The organism is Spiroplasma endosymbiont of Stenodema calcarata (assembly GCF_964031205.1).
Classification (GTDB): domain Bacteria; phylum Bacillota_I; class Bacilli_A; order Mycoplasmatales; family Mycoplasmataceae; genus Spiroplasma.
Window position 1 is genome coordinate 1,248,173 of sequence record NZ_OZ035018.1, and the last position, 17,484, is coordinate 1,265,656.

Annotated in this window: 20 protein-coding genes and 3 tRNA genes; 3 read left to right on the forward strand and 20 right to left on the reverse strand. The window is 27.5% G+C overall.

Annotated features, from left to right (window positions below; translation table 4 throughout):
* Positions 1 to 306 precede the first annotated feature (306 nt).
* The 3 genes from ACQH24_RS06725 to ACQH24_RS06735 all read right to left on the reverse strand — a co-directional run bounded on the left by ACQH24_RS06725 (position 307) and on the right by ACQH24_RS06735 (position 2,221).
* Entirely contained in the window at positions 307 to 942 is a 636-nt protein-coding gene (locus ACQH24_RS06725; RefSeq protein WP_425379810.1) for an RloB domain-containing protein, read from the reverse strand.
* 59 nt (positions 943 to 1,001) lie between these two features.
* Complete coding sequence (locus ACQH24_RS06730; RefSeq protein WP_425379811.1) at positions 1,002 to 1,313, reverse strand: AAA family ATPase; 312 nt, start codon at positions 1,311 to 1,313, stop codon at positions 1,002 to 1,004.
* Positions 1,314 to 1,489: 176 nt separating this feature from the next.
* The gene (locus ACQH24_RS06735) at positions 1,490 to 2,221 is read right to left on the reverse strand and encodes a hypothetical protein (RefSeq protein ID WP_425379812.1); all 732 of its coding nucleotides are present in this window, start codon (positions 2,219 to 2,221) and stop codon (positions 1,490 to 1,492) included.
* A gap of 224 nt (positions 2,222 to 2,445) precedes the next feature.
* Here ACQH24_RS06735 and ACQH24_RS06740 point away from each other — a divergent pair, with 224 nt between their 5' ends.
* Positions 2,446 to 2,691 (forward strand): hypothetical protein, encoded by a 246-nt coding sequence (locus ACQH24_RS06740; RefSeq protein WP_425379813.1) that lies wholly within the window; start codon positions 2,446 to 2,448, stop codon positions 2,689 to 2,691.
* A gap of 77 nt (positions 2,692 to 2,768) precedes the next feature.
* Here the strand turns inward: ACQH24_RS06740 and tyrS are convergent, their stop codons facing one another.
* From tyrS to ACQH24_RS06775, 7 genes are all read right to left on the reverse strand, one after another.
* Positions 2,769 to 4,019 (reverse strand): tyrosine--tRNA ligase, encoded by a 1,251-nt coding sequence (tyrS, locus tag ACQH24_RS06745; RefSeq protein ID WP_425379814.1) that lies wholly within the window; start codon positions 4,017 to 4,019, stop codon positions 2,769 to 2,771.
* Between the two features lie 60 nt (positions 4,020 to 4,079).
* Positions 4,080 to 4,568: a hypothetical protein gene (locus ACQH24_RS06750; protein ID WP_425379815.1), complete on the reverse strand. Its 489-nt coding sequence runs from the start codon at positions 4,566 to 4,568 to the stop codon at positions 4,080 to 4,082.
* A 2-nt stretch (positions 4,569 to 4,570) separates the two neighbouring features.
* Positions 4,571 to 4,924, reverse strand: a complete 354-nt coding sequence (locus ACQH24_RS06755; RefSeq protein WP_425379816.1) for a hypothetical protein — start codon at positions 4,922 to 4,924, stop codon at positions 4,571 to 4,573.
* An 83-nt stretch (positions 4,925 to 5,007) separates the two neighbouring features.
* Complete coding sequence (locus ACQH24_RS06760; protein ID WP_425379817.1) at positions 5,008 to 6,081, reverse strand: hypothetical protein; 1,074 nt, start codon at positions 6,079 to 6,081, stop codon at positions 5,008 to 5,010.
* A gap of 41 nt (positions 6,082 to 6,122) precedes the next feature.
* Positions 6,123 to 7,145, reverse strand: coding sequence for a nicotinate phosphoribosyltransferase (locus ACQH24_RS06765; RefSeq protein WP_425379818.1), 1,023 nt, complete (start codon positions 7,143 to 7,145; stop codon positions 6,123 to 6,125).
* Entirely contained in the window at positions 7,138 to 7,764 is a 627-nt protein-coding gene (ytpR, locus tag ACQH24_RS06770) for a YtpR family tRNA-binding protein (protein WP_425379819.1), read from the reverse strand. Before ytpR ends, ACQH24_RS06765 begins: the two co-directional genes overlap by 8 nt.
* 2 nt (positions 7,765 to 7,766) lie before the next feature.
* Entirely contained in the window at positions 7,767 to 8,858 is a 1,092-nt protein-coding gene (locus ACQH24_RS06775; protein WP_425379820.1) for a M42 family metallopeptidase, read from the reverse strand.
* A 130-nt stretch (positions 8,859 to 8,988) separates the two neighbouring features.
* On the opposite strand from ACQH24_RS06775, the gene ACQH24_RS06780 reads away from it, so the two are divergent.
* Positions 8,989 to 9,828 carry a DegV family protein gene (locus tag ACQH24_RS06780; protein WP_425379821.1) on the forward strand — a complete coding sequence of 280 codons (840 nt, stop codon included), beginning with the start codon at positions 8,989 to 8,991 and terminating at the stop codon, positions 9,826 to 9,828.
* Positions 9,829 to 9,842: 14 nt separating this feature from the next.
* Positions 9,843 to 10,700 carry a DegV family protein gene (locus ACQH24_RS06785; RefSeq protein ID WP_425379822.1) on the forward strand — a complete coding sequence of 286 codons (858 nt, stop codon included), beginning with the start codon at positions 9,843 to 9,845 and terminating at the stop codon, positions 10,698 to 10,700.
* Between the two features lie 50 nt (positions 10,701 to 10,750).
* Here ACQH24_RS06785 and ACQH24_RS06790 read toward each other — a convergent pair.
* From ACQH24_RS06790 to cls, 10 genes are all read right to left on the reverse strand, one after another.
* Positions 10,751 to 10,843 (reverse strand) — tRNA-Ser (locus ACQH24_RS06790).
* A gap of 13 nt (positions 10,844 to 10,856) precedes the next feature.
* Positions 10,857 to 10,931: transfer RNA gene (locus ACQH24_RS06795), tRNA-Trp, on the reverse strand.
* Positions 10,932 to 11,021: 90 nt separating this feature from the next.
* A tRNA-Trp gene (locus tag ACQH24_RS06800) sits at positions 11,022 to 11,097 on the reverse strand.
* 70 nt (positions 11,098 to 11,167) lie between these two features.
* On the reverse strand, positions 11,168 to 11,653 hold the full coding sequence (locus tag ACQH24_RS06805) for a Fur family transcriptional regulator (RefSeq protein ID WP_425379823.1): 486 nt from the start codon (positions 11,651 to 11,653) through the stop codon (positions 11,168 to 11,170).
* 14 nt (positions 11,654 to 11,667) lie between these two features.
* Positions 11,668 to 11,892: an acyl carrier protein gene (locus tag ACQH24_RS06810; protein ID WP_425379824.1), complete on the reverse strand. Its 225-nt coding sequence runs from the start codon at positions 11,890 to 11,892 to the stop codon at positions 11,668 to 11,670.
* An 83-nt stretch (positions 11,893 to 11,975) separates the two neighbouring features.
* Positions 11,976 to 12,410 (reverse strand): hypothetical protein, encoded by a 435-nt coding sequence (locus ACQH24_RS06815; protein WP_425379825.1) that lies wholly within the window; start codon positions 12,408 to 12,410, stop codon positions 11,976 to 11,978.
* Complete coding sequence (locus tag ACQH24_RS06820) at positions 12,394 to 13,704, reverse strand: hypothetical protein (protein ID WP_425379826.1); 1,311 nt, start codon at positions 13,702 to 13,704, stop codon at positions 12,394 to 12,396. Before ACQH24_RS06820 ends, ACQH24_RS06815 begins: the two co-directional genes overlap by 17 nt.
* A gap of 54 nt (positions 13,705 to 13,758) precedes the next feature.
* Positions 13,759 to 15,180: a proline--tRNA ligase gene (gene proS, locus ACQH24_RS06825; RefSeq protein ID WP_425380707.1), complete on the reverse strand. Its 1,422-nt coding sequence runs from the start codon at positions 15,178 to 15,180 to the stop codon at positions 13,759 to 13,761.
* A 3-nt stretch (positions 15,181 to 15,183) separates the two neighbouring features.
* On the reverse strand, positions 15,184 to 15,873 hold the full coding sequence (locus ACQH24_RS06830) for an acetyltransferase (protein WP_425379827.1): 690 nt from the start codon (positions 15,871 to 15,873) through the stop codon (positions 15,184 to 15,186).
* Between the two features lie 58 nt (positions 15,874 to 15,931).
* Positions 15,932 to 17,470, reverse strand: coding sequence for a cardiolipin synthase (gene cls, locus ACQH24_RS06835; protein ID WP_425379828.1), 1,539 nt, complete (start codon positions 17,468 to 17,470; stop codon positions 15,932 to 15,934).
* Positions 17,471 to 17,484: the final 14 nt, after the last annotated feature.

The following is a 17,484-nucleotide window of genomic DNA, read 5'->3' on the forward strand; positions in this document are numbered from 1 at the left end:
TTAAAGAAAATTTTATTAAAATAAATACTAAATTTTATAAAATATTATCAATGTTCTCGCCAATAAAAATATTATCTTTTTCTAATATTGATATTATATTCTGACCCTTTTTCATTTAATGTTAATAATTTTATTCACTTTAATTATCTTAAAGAAAATCTTTATTTTATGTTACGTTTTATGAATAATTTAAATTTATTCCAGATTATATTGCAACTAACAAAGAAATTAAAAAACATATAATTCAAAATATTTTGAAAAAAGAATATTTACACCATAAAGCAGTTGCCAAAATAAATAAAGAAACTAAAAATGAATTATAATTAAACAAAAAGAAAAATTTCAATTGATAAAAAATATTAAATATATTATTTTTTTTATTAATTTAAGATACTCACAATTATTTATTTTTAAATTTTCCTTCAAATAACTAAAGTCATCTGTTAATGATAATAGCTTAGTAAAATAATCAACCTTTTTTTGTTTATAGTTAGAACCTAATTGTTCTTTAATAAAAAGTTCATCATTTTTTGAAGTGCTACAATTTAAAAAATGTAATCTTAAATAATATTCAAATGTCTTACTTAAAGGTAATTCAATTAAAAATATATTCTTTTTATTAATATTTAAAATATCCACAATAATTTCAAAAATTTTGCTCTTATTGTTTTTAATATTAATAATGGCTTCATTGTCATTATCTAAAATAATAAAAACCTTAAATCCTAAATTATTTGGTACTATTGAAAGTAACAAAGTTTCTAATTTTCTTTTATAATCCCCATCACTTTTAATTTTCAAACTTTTAAATGTAAGATGACTTATTGAAAAAATTTCATCCTTTATTTTTTGATTACTATTAACACCTTTAAAATACTTTCGTTCTGTATTAGCTTCCTTCCCCTCAAAACAAATAATAATATATTTTTGCAATAGTCGCACTAGACAATTTCCTCACAAAAATTTTCAAAATCAATACTAGAAGGATGCGAGCCAATGACCTAATCAAAATAATTTTTAGAAAATCTAAAATCATTTCGAATTGGTTTATTATTTCAACGCAATTCATTAAAAGAAGTAACTTTGTTATCTTGATTAATTACATAAATAGCATCTTTTCTAACTTCTTCAAAAATATAGGGATTATGCGCAGTAAAAATTAGAATAGTATTTTTAAATAAATTGGCTTTAAATAGTCGAATAAAAAAACGTGTCAAATTTGGATGCCATGAATTATCTAATTCATCTATTAGAATATAACTATAAGTTTCTAATTTTTCTGTAATTCTCAACAACATTAATATCTTTGACATAAATTTTAATGTCCCTTCGGAAAGACCAAAAAAAAGGAATTTTAGTACCATCTTTTAATTCAACATGTTGAACTGTTATTTGTTTTATAGTTTTATGAAAATTATAGGGATCTGGAATGTTTTTAACTTTAAAAGACACTCCTTTAACACTTGAATCAATAGTTGAAATAATTGTATTAATTTTTTTTGTAAAAGTTGCTGTGTTTTATCATTTTTATTACTATGTAAAAAAGTTCGTTTAGACTTTCATCAATTAAATATTGCTTTTCTAAAATAAGATTGAAACTAAAAAAAGATCTAAATATTTTTAACAGCATTCCACCAAATATATTGGCTTTATCAGTCAATAAACTTATAAATTGATTATTCTCACTTTTTTGAATTTGTGAATTTACTAATACATAAAAACGTAAAAAATTTAGTTTAGATGAAGTACCATTATCTTGTTGTCAAATAATTTCTTTATCCTTTAAAACTGTTTCTTCAAAAATATTTGGATTTTTGACTATTACTTCATGCGTGTAATCTCCAAAATCAGTCTGAAAAAGAACAGTAATTTTATTAAAATTACTACTAGTATTAAAATCTGACTGGTCAAATATTTTTTGCTGACTACGATATTTTAATCCAAAAGGATTAATAATTTCCTTATTAAAAGTTAAACCGCTTTCATTAAATTGCTGATATTTTGAAATTAATTCTAAAATTGTTGATTTACCTGAAGCATTGGCTCCAATAATTCCAATAACAGAATTAAAGTCTTTTACTTCATTATTTTTAAATTTTATTTCTTTAACTGAATACTTATAATTATATAGTTCTTTATTTGTACCAAAATTTATTTCTACTTCTTTATCAAATTTTCGAAAACCACTAAATTTTATTGTTTTAATTAAAAAATTATTCATAATAATATGCTCCCTTTTAATTTAATATTGTTAATTATATCCTAAAAATGAGAAAAAATCTCATTATATTGAATGATTAATTATTTTTTACATTTTATTTGATTAAAAATAATTAAAAAATTAAGAAATTAAAAGTGATATTTTAATATTTTTAAGTTAAAATAATATTAAGTGTAAGTTTACACAGATGTTAACTGATCAAAGATATCAGAAAGGTTCTAAACATGAAAAAAAATCACAAAAGAAAATTAAAATTATGACATAAAATTACAATCTGAGGAACATTAAATGCTTATGCTTTAGCATTGTTAATTGCTGTATTTGCATTACCACAAACACCTTGACATTGTCGCTTATTTGCATTTATTAATATAATTGTTGTATTACTAATTCAAGTAATTTACTATACTCGTCTTTATATTAAAAATAGAAATAAAGCTCTTAAAAAGAAAACCATTGAATTAAAATAATTTTGCATTTTAAAAACACACTTTTAAAAAAATAAAAGTGTGTTTTTAATTTTAATACTTAATATTAAGTTCTATTATTATTTGCAAGAAATTAAATGATATTTCCGTTTCCCACGTCGAATAATTAAATATTTATTAAATAGGAATTTGTCTTTTGTTATAGTCCAAGTTTCACTATTAATAACAACACCATTAACAGTAATCGCTCCTTGTTCTAAAAATTCACGACCTTCTCGTTTTGAAATGACAATTTGTGCTTGAACTAATAAATCCAAAATTGGAATCTCAAAACTTGACACAGTGAAAATTGGTAAACTACTTTTTAATTGATCTAATTGTTGCTCAGATAATTGATGTAACTTTCCATTAAATAATGCTTCACTAACAATCTGTGCTAATTCTAAACCTTTGGCTTGATGGACAAATAATGTTACTGCTTCGGCTAATTTTTTTTGAGCAATTCGTTTTGCTGGTTCTTGTTGGTGTTCTTTTTCAATGGCCATAATATCTGCTTCGGTTAACATTGTTAAATAACGTAACAATTTCCCCGTTTCTTGGTCATCTTGATTAAAGAAAAATTGATAAAACTCATATGGTGACGTTTTGCGGGAATCTAATCAAATTGCCCCTGATTCTGTTTTTCCAAATTTTGTGCCATCTGCTTTGGTTAACAAATTCATTGTTACACCACATGCTAAATTATCTTCTCCAATTTGTTTATAAATATAGTCTGTCCCGGAAGTAATATTTCCTCATTGGTCACTACCCCCTGTTTGAACAGCACAATCATAATTAATATATAATTGATAAAAATCATAAGCTTGTAATAAAGTATAAGCAAATTCCGTATATGATAAACCAACATCAATTCTTGTTGCAATATTTTCTTTTGCTAACAAATAACTAATATTAAAGTCTTTTCCAACATTACGTAAAAAATCAATTAAGGTCATTGTTTGTAATCAATCAGCATTGTTAACCATTCTCACATTTTTTCCAATTAGTTGTTGCATTTGATGGCTTATTGCTTGTATATTATCTTTAATTGTTTTATCATCTAATAATACTCGCTCTGCTTTTTTGCCACTTGGATCACCAATCATTCCAGTTCCCCCACCAATAATTGCAATTGGTTGAAAACCAAACATTTCAAAACGTTTTAACAACATAATTTGAATCAAATGACCAACATGTAATGAGTCACCGGTTGGATCAAAACCACAATAAACCCCTTTTTTTAAAGCTTGGGCTTTTAATAATTTTGTTTCGTTAGTTACTTGTTTTAATAAACCACGCCATTTTAATTCTTCTATAATATTTTTTGCCATTATCTAATTCCCTTTACTATTAAAAAACTCTAAATTGTTAGAGTTATTCTTTATCGATCTTTACATTTTTTTAAGTTGATTAGGTTTACCTTCTTCAATGATTTTTTCCGAAATTGAAGCTGAAGTTTTTTTCAAATCTTCGTTTACTTTAATTCCTGTATCAATTGCCGAAACTGTTATTTTAGCTAAGTCTTTAGCAACAGCACACACATTTGGTGATTTTGCTGCCGCTTTAATTAATTTCACAGCTCCAGCATCAATTTTCTTTAACATTTTATAAGCCATTTCTTTTGTTGAAGCTGAATCTAAAATTTCTACTGCCCCTTTAACATTTTTAATTCGTAATTCGATATCAGCTGCTACTTCATCTGATTCAATCCCTTGCGATTTTTCTCACACAACTTCAATATTATTAACCATTTTTTTTAATTGTGGATTATATTTTTTAACTAAATTAATAAAATCTTCGCGTAATTCTGACCCTTTTTTAGGTGCAATAAGCATCCCTGCTACCATAATTGTTAATGTCTTAATAAATTTAAAAGCCATAATTATTCCTTGTCATCAGAATTAGCAAAATCTTTTAATTTATCAACAATTCGATAAGCAATATCTTTATTTCGGGCAATAACTTTTACTCACGCTTTAACATTTCTTTTTGCAAAAGCTTCAAACACATCAATATAATTTGAAACTTTGACAACTGTATCAACTGTGGAATTTAACATTTCTGATTTATAAGTTAAATCTTCAACAAAATAATCAAATTTCTTAGCAGCAATTGCAACTTTCCGAGCAGCAATAATTCCATAACAACAAAATACAATCGCTAAACATAATAAAATAATAATTAAAATTGTCTGTGAAATTAATAAATCATTACTTGTTGCTAAGATATATATCATTTTTTTCCACCTTTTTCCTAATCGAATTAAATATTACTTTTACATTATAACTTATTTTAACTAATATCAAAATAAAAAAATAGTTATTTATTCTCATTTTTCTGTTGATTTTTAATTTCATTAATTTGAGCATTAATTCGTTCTTTGCGTTTTTCCTCGGCTTCTTTTGCAGTTCGTTCTTCCAATTCTAACATCCGTGATAAATATGGATTACGTTTAGTATAATATTCCTTAACATGCTTAAGTTCTGGATGTGAGTCCTCTTCATTTCGCAAATCATGTAAATTCTGATGATACTGAACAATTGGTTTTGAACGACGCAAAAATTGATTATTCAAATTAGTTTCTTGTAAATTAAGTAATGCCTTAAATCTAACAGCTCCCGCTTTTGTTGAATTATGCTGAATTAATCGCCGGCGTTGCTCTAATGGCATATTCTCTAAAAAATTATCATCAATATGATAGGCTTCTGAAACTGCTTGGCGGATTTGTTCATTAATTATTTTTTGTTGTTCAAATCCTTCAAACAATCCTATTTGTTCGTACTCATCTAATTTATGATGTGGTAATGAATAGTTAATTTTTTCTTTAATTTGTTCTAGCTCTAATGTTAATTCATCTGTTTGATCACCAAAAATACTTTCCCCATTTTTGCGTGGTTTAAATAAAAATGATACCGTTTTAGCTGCTTGTTCAGAAAGTTTATTATGATTTTTTAATGTTGATCTAATTAACGTATTATCTCTTGAAGGAATATATTTTTTAAAATACTTTTCCGTATCATCTTTTACTGTATTTGGAATTTTTTCTTCATCAACATGAATTTTCGCTAATTCCGCTTTCTTTTCGTCAATTTTTTGTTCAATAATTTCATTAATTGAATGTGAAGCAGCATTGTCGTCTTCAAGATGTAAATTGTGTTCATAGTTATTCAGCATAACATTTTTAAATTCATTAGCACCATCAAGCTTTTTCCCATACAATGGTGAAATAACCTCGCCAAATGAATTCAAAGGAGGTTTTATCGCATTATGCTCAGTAACATTATTTGTTTTCAATACTTCTTCTTGTCGTTGTTTTTGTTCATGTTTTTGATGAGGATAAGCATCATCATGATTATAATAGGATTCAATCTCTTGGTTTTTATTTTCACTCATCATGAAAACCCCCTTTATTTACCTATATTATAAAACATTTCTTATTTTTTAACTAGTCGATTTGAAACAATGTTATGACGACCAAATTTAGCTTGATCAACGCCATTTAATTGCACAGCATCACCAGTAAAACCAATATTAATTTTTGCTAAGGCCTGCCCAATCCCATAAATATCGACCGGAACACCTTCTTTTTCAAAATCTCTAATTTTTGCTACATTAAATCCTGATGAAACAATAATTTTAATATGTCGATAGCCCTGCTGGTCTAACGCTTGGCGTAAGGCGGATACTAAATGTTTATTAACCCCATTAATTTCACCAATCGGATATTGTTTTTCTTTGCCATGAAAATATTTATCAACCAAAGCTTGTGATGTATCAATCCGAACGGCATATAAATTTGAAAATTCCGTTGCAACTTTTAAAGTATCAGTAATAACATCATTATTATAATCAACCAAAGCTACTAATTTATCGGTTGGATAAAACCGTTGGTAAGCATACAATGCTGCAATTAAATCACCATTAAAGGCTTGAATTAAAGCATGGGGAACTGTTCCCATTGGTTCATAATTATTAGTTAATTTCGCAACTTGAGCAGTTGTCACAAAATTTGTAATTCCTCCAACTTTTGCAGCGTATCCATCATTTTCTTGATTATAATAATAATCACTACGATCATTCATATAAATAACTGGTTTATTATTTGCCACTTGTAAAATACGATGACAATTAGTAGCAATACTAGTTTGTCGTGCTAGAATCCCATCAATAATTCCTTCTAAATAACCGAATTGATAATAGTGTCCTGTAATTTTTAACACTGGCTCATTAGGCTGAATTAAATCACCATCATTTAAAGCCATAATTTGTAATATGTCAGGATTAGAAGCTTCTGTTTTTAATAACTCAACGCATTCATCAACACCTGCTAAAATAACGTTCTCTTCCCGCTGAAAAAATTGCATTGTAACTATGTCATTTGGTCTTTCATTTTTTAAAATATTGGCTGTTTTTAAAAAATAAATTGCACTATAATATCCGTCTTTAATTTTACTCATTATTATAATATTCCTTTCAAAAACTATTGCCAAGATGATATTGTTGTGATGATAATACCATAATTTTTTTACCAATACCAGAAGCTGGTAATCCTAATTCTCGTTCTGAGCAAAGCATACCATTTGAAATAACACCTCGTAATTCGCTAGGAATAATTTGTAATGTTGAAGGCATAATCGCCCCAATTCGAGGCACAACCACTAATTGATCAACATCACAATTATCAGCGCCACAAATAATTTGAACACTTGTTGTATTAATTGCAACTTGGCAAATATTTAATTTATCAGAATTAGGATGTTGCTTACGTTTTAAAATCTTACCAACAATAAATTGTGGTTCACGATTAACATCGCCCCATAAATATCCTTGTTTTTCAAGTATTTTTGTTAATTCTGCTATTAATAATTTATTATCACTATTAATACCTGGCGTTAATTTTGTTGTTAAATGCTTACTAGCATTTAATAAATTAAAATTATAAGATTGCTTATTGGCATTATGAAAGAAAACTCATTCTTTATTGCTAACCTGTTCTCCTTTGCTGGTCAGTGGCTCATACCCAATTAAAACATCAAAACCTGGATGATAAAATAAACCAATTTCCGCTGTCTTCATTTTTACCTCTTCTCACTTCAATTAAAATTTTTGATCTTTGTTTCATCTAAATCTTCAATAATAGTAGTTACCAACTTAATTGTTTCATTAAAATCATCTAAGTCAATAATACCACTAATTGTATGCAAATTACGAGCAATTAAACAGGCCTGAATTGTTGGAATTCCATATCCACTTAAATGAACACGACCGGCATCAGTACCCCCTGGTGAAATATAAAATTGATACTTAATTTGATGCTGTTGCATTAACTTAAGTTGATATTTAATTAAATCATGCCGAGTAACATAACCATTGTCCATTCCTCGTAACATTACTCCTTGTCCTAATTGTCCAAATGCAGTTGTTGATTCATAATCCTGCCCTGGTGAAACATCAGTTACAATTGCAAAATCGGGTTTAATTAATGCGGTAGCTGTTCCTGCCCCACGTGTTCCAACTTCTTCTTGGACACTAAAACCAACATATAAATCATAGTCTAAAGCTTTATTTTTAATTTGTTCTAACACTTCTAATCCTAAAATAAGACCCATCCGATTATCAATTGCTTTAGATAATAATCTTTTGTCATTTAAAAAAACAGTGGGACCTTCACAAATAACAAAATTCCCTTCCCGTACACCTGCTGCATAAGCTTCTGCTTTTGAAGCAAAACCAAAATCTACTAACATATTAGCAATTGGCGTAGGTTTTGAGCGGGCTTCTGCGGATAACAAATGTGGAGCAATTGCTGAAATAGCTCCTATTATAAAAGACCCATCATCTTTTAATAGTTTTACCCGCTTTGCTAATAATGTTTGTTCTCAAATTCCTCCTAATGGATTAATCCGAATTAACCCTTTTTCATTAATCTGACTAACCATAAAACCAACTTCGTCTCCGTGGGCCATTAACATAACTTTTTTAGCATTTTTAATACCCTTTTGATTTCTAATAACGGCAAAACAACTTCCTAAATTATCTTGAATAATTTCTGTCGTATACTTTTGATAATATTGTTTCATTAAAACTATAACCTGTTCTTCGCATCCTGATGGAGCAAACGCTTGAAGAATATTTTCATACATATTTTTCTTTTCATTAGTAATTTTCATTTTTATCTTCCTTTCGTTCTTGAAATTATTATATCAAAGTTTATAATTATTATATTGTTAAGAGTTTAACAATATAATAACTAAAATTCAATGATAGTTAAATTTGTAAAAAAATAAATGGAGGGCACTTATGAATAAGGTTGCATTAATAATAGATTCATCGTCAGGAATTACAAAGGACGAATTAAAAAAATATGAGGATACATATTTATTACCGCTATTATTAAACTTCCCAGATGGAAGTGAAGTTGAAGATGATGAAGATGTTATTTCTTTTAATGAATTTTATGATATCTTAGAATATCAAGTAATTAAAACAAGCCAAATTCCAATGGGAAAAATGTTAAATACTTGAAATAAACTATTAGAAAAATACGATAATATTGTTTTTGTAGGATTATCAAAAGGATTATCTGGTCAACATGAAAATATCTCAATGTTAGCGCAAGGTGAAGACTATAAAGGAAAGGTTTTTGTTATTGACACAGATGGTGTTAGTGAAATATTAGTTTATATGATTGATCTAATTTATAGTTGAATTAAAGAAGGCATTGCATTAACAGAATTTCAAACAAGAATTGATGTTATTAAAACTAAATTTAGTGCATTTATTGTTCCCAAAAGTTTGGAAACTTTAAAACGTGGCGGGCGAATTACTGCTGCTGCCGCATTAGCATCCTTATTAAAAATAACACCAATTTTAAGATATGACGGGCGAATTGATAAATTTGGCAAAACAAGAACATTTAAAAAAGCGATTGAAACAGCTTTTGAACAAATTAAAAAGGAACGGCAAAATTGAAAAAATATCATTATATTACATTCAAAAACCGATAAAGAAACTTTAAATGAAGTTCACCAAATAATTAAAGACGGTGGTGGTATAATTAATTCAACATACATTTTGGCAAATGTTATTGCTGCTCACACTGGACCTAATACCATCGTTCTAGTATGTTGAGATAACTAAAGGAGACTAATTTTATGAACAAAAAAATTGCAATTGTAACGGATTCATCAGCTGGTTTTACAGCAGCAGAAATTAAAAAATTAGGAATCCATGTAATTCCTTTACATATTATTTTAAATAATGAAACAGATATTTTAGACACAGAAGAAGAAATAAAAAAATATCATTTTTATGATATTGTCAAAACAGGAAGTACAAAAACAAGTCAGGCTTCAGTCGGCGAATTGATGGCTAAATATGATGAGCTTCTAGAAACATACACAGAAATCATTCATTATCCTATTGCAGAAAAACTTTCAAGTCAATATGCAACTGCTTATACTGTAAGTCAAGATAAAAAATATCAAGGAAAAGTGCATGTTGTTCGTAATCATACAGCTGCTTTTGCTTTAAAATCATTAATTATTTATGCGAATGAATTAACAAAACAAGATCTTACTGTTCAAGAAATCATTGCTAAAACTTCGGTTTTAGAAGAAAAAACATATATGGCAATGATCCCTGGTAGTTTAGAACGTTTATCAAAAGGAGGGCGTGTCGGAAAAGTCTTGTTATCGATAATTAATTTATTTAAAATTAAAATTTTAATTCAATGAGGAGAAAACCCAAAAAAGATTGCTTCATCACGAACATTAAACAATTTAATTGATGCATTAATTGAAGCATGAGATAAATTTAAAAAAACATTAAATGAAAAATTCCAATTATTTGTTTTAAAAACAAATGAATGTACTAAAAAAGTCTGAGATAATGTTACGAAGAAATTAGATGACCTAAAGATAGAATATCAAACTGAGCAATTAGCTAATATTTTTGTGGCTCATGCTGGTTTAGACACAATTGCCTTTGTTGCAATCCCCGAAAATAAATAAAATAAAAAAACCATTTCTAATCTAGAAATGGTTTTTTTATTTTATTTTAATGGCGGAAGCAAAGAGATTCGAACTCTTGCATGGATCACTCCATCTAACGGTTTTCGAGACCGCCCCCTTCAACCAGACTTGGGTATGCTTCCAATGTTATTATCATGGCAGGGGTGATAGGACTTGAACCCACAGCGTACGGTTTTGGAGACCGTTGTTCTACCATTGAACTACACCCCTAAATTTTTTAAAATCATAATTCAAATATTACAAAGGAATAATTGTTTTAAAATAAAAAAAGTATTTTCATACTCTCGTTTTTTAACTTTATGGCAGGGGTAGCAGGATTCGAACCCGCAACACTCGGATTTGAAGTCCGATGTTCTACCATTGGAACTATACCCCTAAATTAAAAATTAAACATCAAGATTGACGCCTAATCATTTTAACAAAATGATTTGAAATAGCAAGTATTTTTATTTATTTTCATCATTGAAATTATCATTAAAATGAAGATGTTCCATTTTTTTATTTTGGCATTTATCACAAATGCCATGGCTCTCAATTTTAAAATGAACTGGCTCTCAATTAATATTTTCCAAAACTTCTTTTAAGTTATCTAACTCAATTTTTTGTAAAATTTTTGAATCTTTAATATGAACAACATTTTTGCAAATGTCACATACCATATGAAATGATGGATTTTCCGCTAAATCATATCAAATTTGCTTGCCATCAAAAGAATTGGTAAAAACAATATGCTCAGTAATTAATAAATCAATTGTGTTATACACTGACATTAAATTAACATTTTTAAATTCTTCTTCCAAGAATTCAACAATTTCTGATAAAACTAAATGTTGCTTTTCTGTTAAAATCTTAATAATTGCTAACCTAATTTCAGTAATTCGATAATTTTTATTTTTTAATAACTGCACAATGTTTTCATATGATAATGCCATTTTTGTTAGCTCCTTTATTTTTTAATTTCTTCAATAATTTTAACTAAATCTGCCACTGTTTTAATATCCATTAGTTTATCATCAGGAATTTGCACACCATTTTTTTTCTCAGCCTTAATTACCAAATCCATTAAATCTAGTGAATCTAGTCCTAATGATTTAAATTCTGTATTTAAATCAATCTGCTTTGAAACCCCATGCTCTTTTAAAGCTTTCTTAACTTCATTTAGGACATCCATTTAAAATTCCTCTCTTTCTTTTTTAATTATAATTATTATATCAAGTTTAGGATTAAAATAATAGATTCTATCTTTTTCATCATTTAAAGAGTTATTTTTCAAGCTTGATATAATTGTGTTTTATTATGATAATAATAAATTAAAATTAGTTTAGAATACGCAATTTGATCGTTACTATAATAAAAACTAAGGTAACTAGTAGCACTCTGCGATAAAATCATTTTGGGAATTCATCATTTTAAAAAATAGTGATGAAATTGTTCATTATTAAAATAATATTCACGATAAAAATAATTGATGTTTAATCGTAATCGTTTTACATCTAAGAGTAATTTATCAGAAGTTGGCTCTAATATTTGATCCCCCTCTTTATTAAAAACTTGCAATTTAGGTTCTGGCTTATTACTACTAATTAAAATATTTTTATAAATAAAAACAAAAACAACACTTAAAAAAATAACAATTGGTAACAAAAAACCAAGAAGAATAATGCCCCTTTTACTAAAAATTCTTTTCATTATTAATACTCTTTTCTTCTAATAAAAAATCAAACTCAAATTGTTTAAATAATTCTTGATTGAATTCTTTATTATAATAATTTGTTAATTTTTGCAAGGAAATATAATATGTCATTGTTAAATTATCAAATCAATTAAGGGGCGGAGTAAAATTATTATTAGCTTTTGGAGGAGAAATAAGGGGCTTAAAAATGATATCTTGTGTAAATTTAATATTAAATGATTCTAACTGTGTAATAAAAGTTACCTTTGTTTCCGGTAAAAAAGGATTAACAAGAAAATTTTTAGTGTTGGAAATATCATTTGTTGTAAGTTCAATATGATTTTTAGCGTGATTATAAATCATATTATCGATAAAAAAATGTTCATATAGTTTTTGGTTAGGATTATATTTTAAATAACCACGTAATGTTTTAAAACTATATTTTGTTTCTTTGCTCTTTATTGTTCTTATTGTTGGAATCGAAAGATAATGATTATTAAAAAATACTAATAATTTTGTTATTTTTGTATAAAAGTCAATTGGAAAATTTGTAATATAATCCGCTGAAAGAAAACTAAAACTTCGTAAAGAAAATAAAGATGCTATTTGTTCATAATGCGGCGTCATCGTAATAAATTCGAAATAATGGTCAGAAATATTTTGCAAAGTTTGAAAACGTTTTTTCTTTTCATCATAATTTTTGTATTGAATTATTCCTGCCATTTTGGTTGTTTGATTATATTTTTTACTTTTATTATTAAAATTCAAATAAATTTCTTGATAAGAATTTTTTGCTATTAAAATATCAGTTTTAATATTAGGAACACTAATAACAAGACTAATTTTATTAATTTTATCTTCACTAAGGCATTGCTCTGGAACAACAACTTTCCCTCAATTTGAGTATTTAACTTTAGTTTGTGAAATATGAAAAACAGTATCGTTATATCTAGTTTGTAATTGCGTTGTTATTTTACAATTCTTTTTATTATTAATATTTCAATATATTTCTAACATCGAAAAACTATAATCAAATTGCGAAAAATGTTTTTGTAAAATATCAGTAATATTAGCCGGTGCTCTCCGATCAATTTTATAAGATACTGTGGGCTGCCCATTTTCTGCAAATCAAGGTTTGATATTACCAATATTGGGACGAATGTAAAATGCATATGCTTTACTATTATCCCCATTTTCAAAACTAAACAATGGAATAACAACATCTAATGCTAAATTAATCGCATTTTTGGGGGCAAATTGAAATGAATTAAATACTGCTAATGGTTGGTCAACAAAAATTTGATCAAACAAATTAAAAACCTCCTTAACTAGATTTTACCAAAAGCTAAAGAGGTTTCCTTTATATTAATAAGCGCGCCCAAAATAAACTAAGTTAGTGGCTGGTTGTCCACAATGAAAGCAAACTGTTTTATCGGATTTTATATCAAATGGAATGCACCGAGAAGTTGTTTGTGTTTCTGCCTTAATAACATCTTCACATTTAATCTGACCACAAAATGGAACTAAGAATAAACCATTCCCCTTTGCTAACGCTTTTAAATAATCATCATAAGTAGTAATTTTTTGTGTCCGCTGCTGACGATTGGTTAACGCACTTTGATATAAATTTGTTGCAATCTCAGATATTAATTTTGCGACAGTTTCTTTCACGGCTGATAATGGAACCGGAATTTTTACAAAAGTATCACGGCGCACAATTGTAACTTGCTTTTGTTCTAAATCACGTGGGCCGACTTCAATTCGTAATGGAATCCCTTTAATTTCCGCATTTGCCGCTCGAAAACCAAAACTTTTATCTGATTGATCAATTTCAGAACGATATTCTTGTAATTCAATTTGTAAATTTTTAGCAACTTGAACTTGCTGACTATCATTACTAATTGGTAAAATCATTATTTGAATTGGAGCAATTGCTGGTGGCAACACAAGACCATTATCATCACTATGTGTCATAATAATACCTCCTATTAACCGTGTCGAAACTCCCCATGATGTTGAATAAGCATGCTCCATTTCATTTTGTTTATTTGCAAATTTAATATCAAAAGCTTTTGAAAAATTTTGACCAAAATAATGACTAGTTCCACATTGTAAGGCTTGTCCATCATACATTAATGATTCAATTGTATATGTTTCTTCTGCGCCAGCAAATTTTTCCCGTTCTGTTTTTTGTCCTTTAATAACGGGTAATAATAATTTTTCTTGCACAAAGTCAGCATAAATATCTAAGATTTTTAAAGTAAAATCACGTGCTTCTTGACTTGTTGCATGAATTGTATGACCTTCTTGTCATAAAAATTCACTAGTTCGTAAAAAAGGACGAGTTGTTTTTTCTCAACGCAAAACATTTACTCATTGATTATATAATAATGGCAAATCACGATAACCCTGAATTTCTTTACTAAAGAACGTCCCAAATAAAACTTCTGATGTTGGTCGAATATAAAGTTCTTCTTCTAAAACTTTATCCCCAACCTTTGTTACTGTTGCAATTTCAGGTGAAAATCCTTCGATATGTTCTTTTTCTTTATTAAAAAGAGTTTTTGGAATTAATAAGGGAAAATAAACATTTTGAATTCCTACTTTTTTAAATTCGGCATCCAAGAATTTTTGAATATTTTCTCAAATTGCATAACCATAAGGCTTAAAAATCATTGTTCCTTTAACAACTCCATAACTAATTAAATCAGCATTTAAAACAATATCAGTATATCACTGGGCAAAATCAACTTCTCGTGGTATAATTTTATCTAACTTTTTCTTCATCATTTACTTCTTTCTATTTTCTGTCAGCGGATCAGAAATATGTCCCTTTTCACCTTGAAAGATTTTAAGTTTTAAATTATTGCTTTTTACATAAGTTTGAATGCGATTTAAATACTGATTATTTTTCATTAAAATTCAGCGAATTGTTTCAGGAGGTATATCTTCAAAAATTTTTACACGCCGTTTAACATCATCATATTCCCAATCTTTTTTTGTTAAAACAAATAACTTTTTAATGTCAATTGCAATAACGGCAATTTGGGTTGGATCTACTTTTTGTTCAGCAATTCAACTCCAAAAATAATGCCTGGTTGAATTATCTAATTCAAATTCCAAATGATCAGGTTTTTCTAAATAAGTTCAAACAATATACTCACTCTCTTTTGTTAAATGAATATTTTTAACTGGTTGTAATCCATATTCTAATTGGCGTAAAACGTTACTAGTATCTGTATAAAATAATAACGACTTAATGCGGTGATGATTTAATTCTTTAATAATTTTATGTGTCTTACGTCGTTTAAAACTAAACCCCGTTTTAATCTTATCTTGTTCATCATCATCATTAAATATATTTGTTTCCAAAGAATTTGTCGCTAATAATTCTTCTTGCAATAAATTTTGTTTTTTTGATTTTTTAACTACTGAATTGTGTCCTTCATCATCTTTCTTTTTTAATTTATTAAATAACATTCCTAACCCTCCTCAAATAATAACTATATAAAAAAATTATACTTGATTTTTCTTTAACTTATAAGATTGGTGCAACTAATTTTAAACATGTTAATAATAACCGATAACTTAATGATTTATATTTAATTGGTCATTCCTGTCATAAAATTGCATGTTTGTAATCTCATTCTCAACGGGGAATAAAACTTGTCACAACAGTGGGATCATAAATGACAGCTGTTGTCTGATGATCAGAAAAGAAACTACGATAATCCAAATTACATGTCCCAACAATAGCTACTTCATCATCAAAAATAGCAATTTTATTATGACTAAACATATTGTTCATTTCATAAATTTTAACACCATTGGTAATTAACTCTCTACAATAACTCTTTGTTAAATCTAATACAAAGATTTTATCCGTTAAACCAGGAATTGTTAACCGTACATCAACTCCTGAGCGTGCCGCCAAAATTAAGGCCTGAATAAGTTCATTGGGTGGAATAAAATATGGCGTTGCTAACCAAATTCTTTTTCGTGCTTTATTAATTAACGAAAGATATAAATCTTCTGTAATTGAATAATCAATGCTCGGACTATGATTAACAATTTGAACATGTGATTCTCCAGTAATATTATATTTCTTTTCAGCAAGAATAGTTGGTTCCAAGTCAGTAATTTTTTCATACAGTTTTGTCGCAAAATACCAATCATCTGCAAAAATAACTTCCAAACCGCGAACAGCTTCCCCTTCAATTCGAACTTGTGTATCATGAAAAATTCCAAATTTTCATGACTTATCAGCATATAAATCAGCCAAATTAAGTCCCCCCGTATAGCCAATTAAACCATCAATAATAACATCTTTCCGATGGTTACGATAATTGGCATTCCCACTAATAAATGGGGTAATAATTGGTAAATACTTATGAACACGAACACCAACTTTTATTAATTTCTTAATACTTTTTTTACTAATCTTAAAGTAACTACCAACATGATCATAAATCATATAAACACGAACACCAGCAGCGATCCGTTCTGTTAAAACTGCTAAGAATGATTCAAATAACTCACCATCTGCCACGATAAAATAAGTTAGCAAAATATATTCTTGCGCTTGTTGAAGGTCAGTTAATAATGCTTTAAAAACTCGGGTTCCATTTGTTAAAATCTTGATTCTATTATTTTGATATAATGGTTTCTTAGCATTTCGCATTAGTAATTCAATCACATTACCAAATTTCTGCTTAGAGTTTGTGTATTTTATTACACTCGTATGATTTTTTTTCAGATAAATATCATATTCTAATTTACTAAGATGATTATATACTAATGATTTTTCATTTGAATAGTGATATTTCCGCCCAAAAAAAACATACGAACATAAGCCAATAAAAGGCACAAAATTAATAAAAATAATTCAAGAAAATTTAACTTCATAACGTCGTTTTGAAAAGAAAAAGAAAAAAGAAAAAATTAAATCAATAATGATAATGACTAAAAAAATATATAGAAATTTTAAATCAAAAATAGCAATAACAACTATTAGGGCCATAATTGCCATTCCAAATAAAAAAATCATTGATAAAATAATTTTCAATCAATTTTTCATTATTTTTCCCCTTT